Raw genomic sequence first — 6,000 nt, 5'->3', positions numbered from 1 at the left:
TTGAGCGACCACGGAATGAAGAAGAATCGTTGCTCTGACCAGGGAACCTGGGCTTACACCGGTTCCTGGCAGCCGATCGAACCCGTGCGGACTCCAGTGGCCAACGCGGGGTCAGCGTTGTCGACGGCACATCCCGGGTGAAACTAGTCTTGCGCAACGGAACCGACATGTCCGCCTCGTTCCCGGATGTGGCGGCGACCTGACAGATCACATCCCCTCCCCCGCGCAAAGACCGGTCAATTGGTCAACGGGAAACCGTAGCTACAAGGGTCCCGACGTGGCCCGCGGGTTCCCGCCCTACATGAAGACCGAGGACGACGAATTCTCTGCGTACTACGCCCAGTACAACCGCGGCAAGCTGGGCTTGACGCTGAATCTCGGCGCTGACGAGGGCAAGGCGGTTCTGAAGGACCTGGTCGCGAAGGCCGACGTGCTGATCGAGAACTTCCGGCCGGGTACCACCAAGAAGCTGGGCATCGACTACGACACCCTCGCCGAGATCAACCCGCGGCTGGTCTACCTGGCGATCTCCGGTTACGGCCAAACCGGCACGCGCAGTTCTTATCCTGCGTTCGACAACACCGCGCAGGCTGCGGGCGGTATGTGGTCGATGAACGGTCAGCTCGGCGAGGAACCGGTGCGCGTCGGGGTCACGATCGGTGATCTCTCCGCCACCATGTTCGGCGTGATCGGTGCACTCACCGCACTTCGGCACGCCGAGCGCACAGGCCAGGGCCAGCTCGTCGACGTCGCACAGGTGGACAGCATCTTCGCGATGACGGAAACTGCCGTCGTCGATTACACCGTCGACGGCAAGACCGCCGTGCCGTCGGGCAACAAGCACGCCTGGGTGCGTCCGTACGAGCTGTTCCCCTGCGCCGATGGCCAGGTGTTCTTCGGCGGTTACACCGACCGCCTCTGGAACGCGAGTTGCGAGCTGTTCGGCACGCCGGAGGCCGCGACGGATCCCGAGATCGACACCATGCGCAAACGTTTCGACCCCGAGGTCTACGAGCGTCGCGTCAAGCCGTTGATCATCAGCTGGTTCGACGGGCGCAAGCGCTCCGAACTGGAAGATCTTGCCGGTGCCGTCATTCCGCTGACCGCGATCAAGAACATCGGCGAGGTGGTGGAGGATCCGGGCACCGCCGAGCGAGACATGATCGTAGAAGCGGATTACGGCAAATTCGGGACGCTGCGCATGTTCGGGCAGCCCATCAAACTCGGCGCGACGCCTGCCGACCCGGCCCGTCGGGCCAATTCGCTCGGTGAGCACACCGATCAGGTCCTCGCGGGTATGGCGGGGTACTCGGACGAGAAGATCTCCGAGTTGCGAGCGGGTGGGGTCGTCTGATGGCGGTGGTCCGAACCGAGTCCCTGCGAATCGCGCCCGCGGCCGCCTATCGCGGCACCTTCGCGCCTCTCACCGCAGAACCGAAGTCGACGGGTGAGCTCCCTCCCGGCTGGGAGGGAATCTACTTTCCGTTCGACGCCGCTCTGGCCGATCTCCGCCCCGATGGCTCCCCCGCCGACGACGGCGTCCTACCTGTCATCGACCTGCCGCGACGGATGTACGCCGGTGAGGACACTGTCTTTCACCGACCCCTGGCGTACGACGACGTCGTCGAGCAGCGAGTTCAGGCCGGCGCAGTCGTCGAGAAGGAAGGGCGAGGCGGGCGTCTGGTGTTCGCCGACATCGAGAGAAACTACCTCGTCGCCGGTGAGCTTGCGATCTCGAGCGTCTGGCACGACGTGTTCCTCGAGGCTGCGAAGCCCGGTGCTGTCGCAAAGCCGCCGGCACCAGCACCCGATGCGGAGTGGGCGTGGACGGAGTCTTTGACGCTCGATTCCCGCCAGCTGTTCCGGTTCTCGGCACTGACGTTCAACACACATCTCGTGCACTACGACCGGGACTGGGCTCGCGGTGTCGAGGGTCTGCAGGACCTCCTGGTCCACGGACCTTTGGTGCGGATGTTGTTGCTCGACTACGCTGTTCGATCGCAGCCGGGGATCAAGGTCGAGAGGTTCTCGCTCCAGATGCAGGCACCGGTCTTCGTGGACGCAGAGGTTCGATTGGTCGGGCGTGAAACCGACTCGGGTAGCGAGGTTCTGGTCGTGGACGCCCAGAGCGGTGTCCTGGCCCGGGGATTGGTGACCGCGCGTTAGTGGGCATCTCCTTGGCCGCGTAGGATTGCAGCGCAGTTCATCACCGCCCCCGACGCGTGCGCTCGGCGAAACGGTCGAGTGCATCGAGGATCTCGTCCGCTTGCCAGACGCGGTTTCGTCGCCCCTTCGAGGTCTGATGGAGAACTTCCGCGCCGACGAGTCGATCGATAGCTCGCTGAGCAGCCATGTCGCTGACACCGAATGTCCTCTGCACGAAGGGGTTGTCGATTACCGGCTGTGCAACGAGAGCGTCGAGGAGGCTCCACACAACCGATTCGCGACGCGCAACGACGTTGGCGCCGAACCGGTCTCGCACATCGGCAAGTTCGTCGACCAGCATCCTTCCGTTGGATACAGCGGCGAACGCCGCGGCATTCAACCGGCGAACGATCGGTTCGACATCGCCCAGTCGATATTCTTCGAGACTCGCAAAGTACGACGCAGTGTCGGCCAGCAGACCCGCGGACAGCGGGACTGTGACGCGTTCGACCACGTCTGCCCGACGAAGCATTGTATGTACCAACGACCTGCCGGTGCGTCCGTTGCCATCGGTGAACGGGTGGATGGTCTCGAACTGCGCGTGCGCGACGGCCACCTGAGGAAGAACGGGCAGATCCGCTCTCGACGCGAACGCGAAGAGGTCGTCCAAACAGGCCTCGAGTCGATCGTGATGCGGCGGAACGAATGCGGCGTGGTGGGGTCCGAAATTCGAACCACCGATCCAGACCTGCTGGGTTCGCCATTGCCCGGCGTCGGGATCGCCCGCCGGCTCCATCAGTGCCCTGTGCATGGCGAGCACGGATTCGGCAGACACCGTCGAACTCGCTGCCAGTGCGGCCTCCATCGCACGCACGTTGCCGCTGACAATCGATGCGTTCCGACTGGTGGGTGAACCCAGCTCGGCCAGCGCGAGGGACCGCGCGCCGACCGTGAGGTTCTCGATCTGCGACGAGGCCGCACTCTCGGACCTGAGCAAGATCGAACTCATCGGCGCCAACTCGGTCGAGGAGCCGAGACGCTGCGATGCGTACTCGTCGAATCGGACGATTTCACGCAGCGCGTCCTCGGATTCGGCCGAGACTTCATCGGTGAGTCGGAGTTCCAGATCGGCAATCCGCGGAGGCACCGCGGCCCGGTAGACACCTGCATGCAGCTTGCGCTGCGTCCTGGATGCAGCAGCAGACGACGATTGCCATGGCCGATCTTCGTACTCGACGGCGGCCAGGCCACTGTTCGAATCGTTGGCCATCAAACAACCATACCAAACCTTAGGTAAATATCGTTTGGTATGGACAATGATAGTCTCCCAACGGTTGACCTACTTCGGCCTCCTACGCCATGCGCCTCAGCAGCGGAACCACCTCTGCTGAGATGCGGTTGCAAACGGCCTGACGACGCGAAGAAACAACCGGGATGATCAGTACAGCATCCGCAACGGACGCGGCTTCGATATCGGCGACGAGGCCGGCCAGCCCGCTCGACGTTCCGACGTAACGAACCGTCTTGGTTGCGCCAGTCGAGGACGAGGCCAATTCCTTTCGTGCCGTGCGTGCGTCATCGGCGATGTGCGTTTCCAACTCGAGAACGACGGCAAAACTCGCCGCATCTTCTCCCTCGGTTCCGAGTTCACGTCGTATTCGCGTGCGCATCGACTGGGCTTGACCGAGGTCGTCGGCTCGAATGAACACGGTCTTGGCCGGCGGAGATCCAGTGAGCCACACGTGGTCTTCAGCGTCCGCCGTCGCGGACGCGTCGAGGCACACATGGATTGTCGATGACTCGTGCTCGTCCGACTCCACTCCCCACGAACTCGCCACTTGGCTGGTCATGGCTGTGACGCGGCAAACTCTGCTGCTGCAGCTACGACGTCGGTTGCGAACGTTCCGAGTGTCACCGTGGTTGCGCCGCCGTCGACCGGGATGACGGTGCCGTTGACGTAGGCCGCCATGTCGCTGGCGAGGAAGGTAGCGACCGAGGCAATGTCGTCGGGAAACCCGACTCGACGCGAGGGCTGTCCGGGTCCGAGTCGCGCGGCCAGGAAGTCCATGAATTGTTCGGATTTCGCGGGCTCGACGCCGAACGTGCGGGCCATGATGGGAGTCATGATGATTCCGGGCGCGATGGCGTTCGACCGAATCCCACTGGGGCCCAGTTCCGCGGCCGCCTGTCGCACCAGCCCTACGACGGCATGCTTGGCTGCGGTGTATCCGACAGTGCTCCACCCACCTTGAATCGCTGCAGCACTGGCCGTGGAGATGATGCTGCCTGGAGTTCCTTGGGCGATGAACCGGCGCGCAGCATGCTTGTGTCCGAGCAACACCGATCGTGTGAGGAGAGCTGCGGTGCGGTCGAATCCATCGGGATCCGCGTCGATGATCGATGATGGGTCACCCTGTGCACCAGCGTTGTTCACCATGATGTCCAGCGATCCGAAAGTATCTGCAGCCAAAGCGACTGCCGCTGCGATGTCGGACTCGGTGGTGACATCGACGTGCGCGTAGACGGCGTGCTCGCCGAGCTCTGCAGCCAGCGCAGCTCCGGCATCGTCGTCGATATCGGTGAGAACGATCTGCGCGCCCTCGTCGACGAACCGAGATGCGATACCCCGTCCGATGCCACTCGCGGCTCCGGTGATGACGGCGACTTTGCCTGAAAGAAGAGTAGACACCACAGATTCCTTGCCCGTCGAATAAGTTGCAGCACCTGACCGAGCTGACGCTAGCAACGGACGAGTGTGTCCAGTAGTCCTCGAAAGAGGACTACTGGACACACGGCCGGCCTGGTACGCCGAACGGCCGGACACCGATGCGGTGCCCGGCCGAAGACGACTCAACCTATCTCAGCGCGATCTCGGCCCCACCGGAGAACATGGAGTCATGCACCTCGAGCGTCGCGGGTACCGCGTCAACGGGAATGTCGAATACGATCGTGATGTTCCGTGACAGACCGGGATTGATGTCGCCCCCGATTGCAGTTTCGGCCTCGAGATTGATCGCCGCCATTGTGTCGTTCTCGAACTCGCGTCCCTGCGTGTCGATCAGTTTCTGGTTCGAGCCGAAGTAAGTCTGCGATCGATCGGACACGTTGGTGACCGTGACGTTGACGAGAACGAACTGCCCAAGCGCATCCTTTTGCAGATACGGGTTGTCACCGAGTGTGGTTACACCTGTCTCGACGCCAGTCACGACAAACCCGAATTTGCCGTCACGCACTTCTTGGCCGATTCCTGGAGCCGACTGTTCCGGTGTCGGTGCGGAAGTAGCCGGTTCGACGGGTGCCGCCACCGCCTCGAGAGATGCGTTCGCGCCAGCGGGAGGTGCGACCGCGACCGACGACGTGGATTGTGCTGTCGTGCTCGACTTGTCGTCGTCACCCCCACCTGCCATCCCAGCCACGATGAGCACTACCACGACGCCACCGACAACCCACGGCCACTTACGCTTCTTCTTCTCGGGAGTCTGCGGCTGGCCGTACGGCTGCGGAGGGTAGGGCTGACCGTGCGGCGGCTGGGCACCGTAGGGAGCCTGGGGTTGTCCGTAAGGGGCCTGCGCGAATGGCTGAGGCTGACCGAAAGGGGGCTGCCCGGAGGGCTGGGGCTGATTGGGGTCGTGCGGAAACGTCATGGCGTCCTGGTCTCTGGTCGAAGTGGTGCTCCGTAGTTATAGGACCGAAAGGTCGGAATGTTTCAACTCTGACTTCAGAATCATTCAATCGAATGACCTTGTCTTGCTCCCGCCTCAGCGAGGTTCCGCACATCGACTCCGATACGTCTATCACCTGCGACGGACTGCCAGTTGGTTAGTCCAGGTCCGAGCCCGAGGCCCGAGTAACACA

Annotated in this window: 6 protein-coding genes; 2 read left to right on the top strand and 4 right to left on the bottom strand. The window is 63.0% G+C overall.

Features of this window, described 5'->3' with window-relative positions; genetic code table 11:
* Positions 1–277 precede the first annotated feature (277 nt).
* Both CH292_RS10755 and CH292_RS10750 read left to right on the top strand, forming a co-directional pair.
* The gene (locus tag CH292_RS10755) at positions 278–1,354 is read left to right on the top strand and encodes a CaiB/BaiF CoA-transferase family protein (protein ID WP_256978025.1); all 1,077 of its coding nucleotides are present in this window, start codon (positions 278–280) and stop codon (positions 1,352–1,354) included.
* Positions 1,354–2,166, top strand: a complete 813-nt coding sequence (locus tag CH292_RS10750; protein ID WP_094654710.1) for a hypothetical protein — start codon at positions 1,354–1,356, stop codon at positions 2,164–2,166. Before CH292_RS10755 ends, CH292_RS10750 begins: the two co-directional genes overlap by 1 nt.
* A gap of 40 nt (positions 2,167–2,206) precedes the next feature.
* Here CH292_RS10750 and CH292_RS10745 read toward each other — a convergent pair whose 3' ends face one another.
* From CH292_RS10745 to CH292_RS29315, 4 genes are all read right to left on the bottom strand, one after another.
* Positions 2,207–3,415 carry a Fic family protein gene (locus CH292_RS10745; RefSeq protein WP_094654709.1) on the bottom strand — a complete coding sequence of 403 codons (1,209 nt, stop codon included), beginning with the start codon at positions 3,413–3,415 and terminating at the stop codon, positions 2,207–2,209.
* 82 nt (positions 3,416–3,497) lie between these two features.
* A complete protein-coding gene (locus tag CH292_RS10740) occupies positions 3,498–3,995 on the bottom strand; it encodes a hypothetical protein (protein WP_094654708.1) in 498 nt (165 codons plus the stop codon).
* Positions 3,992–4,834: an SDR family NAD(P)-dependent oxidoreductase gene (locus CH292_RS10735; RefSeq protein ID WP_249277262.1), complete on the bottom strand. Its 843-nt coding sequence runs from the start codon at positions 4,832–4,834 to the stop codon at positions 3,992–3,994. Before CH292_RS10735 ends, CH292_RS10740 begins: the two co-directional genes overlap by 4 nt.
* Positions 4,835–5,000: 166 nt before the next feature.
* Complete coding sequence (locus CH292_RS29315; protein ID WP_231383905.1) at positions 5,001–5,450, bottom strand: DUF4352 domain-containing protein; 450 nt, start codon at positions 5,448–5,450, stop codon at positions 5,001–5,003.
* Between the last annotated feature and the right edge of the window lie 550 nt (positions 5,451–6,000).

The organism is Rhodococcus sp. 14-2470-1a (assembly GCF_002259425.1).
Taxonomy (GTDB): Bacteria; Actinomycetota; Actinomycetes; order Mycobacteriales; family Mycobacteriaceae; genus Rhodococcoides; species Rhodococcoides fascians_E.
The sequence above is the reverse complement of the archived record's forward strand: the minus strand, read 5'-3'. Positions and strand labels throughout refer to the sequence as shown.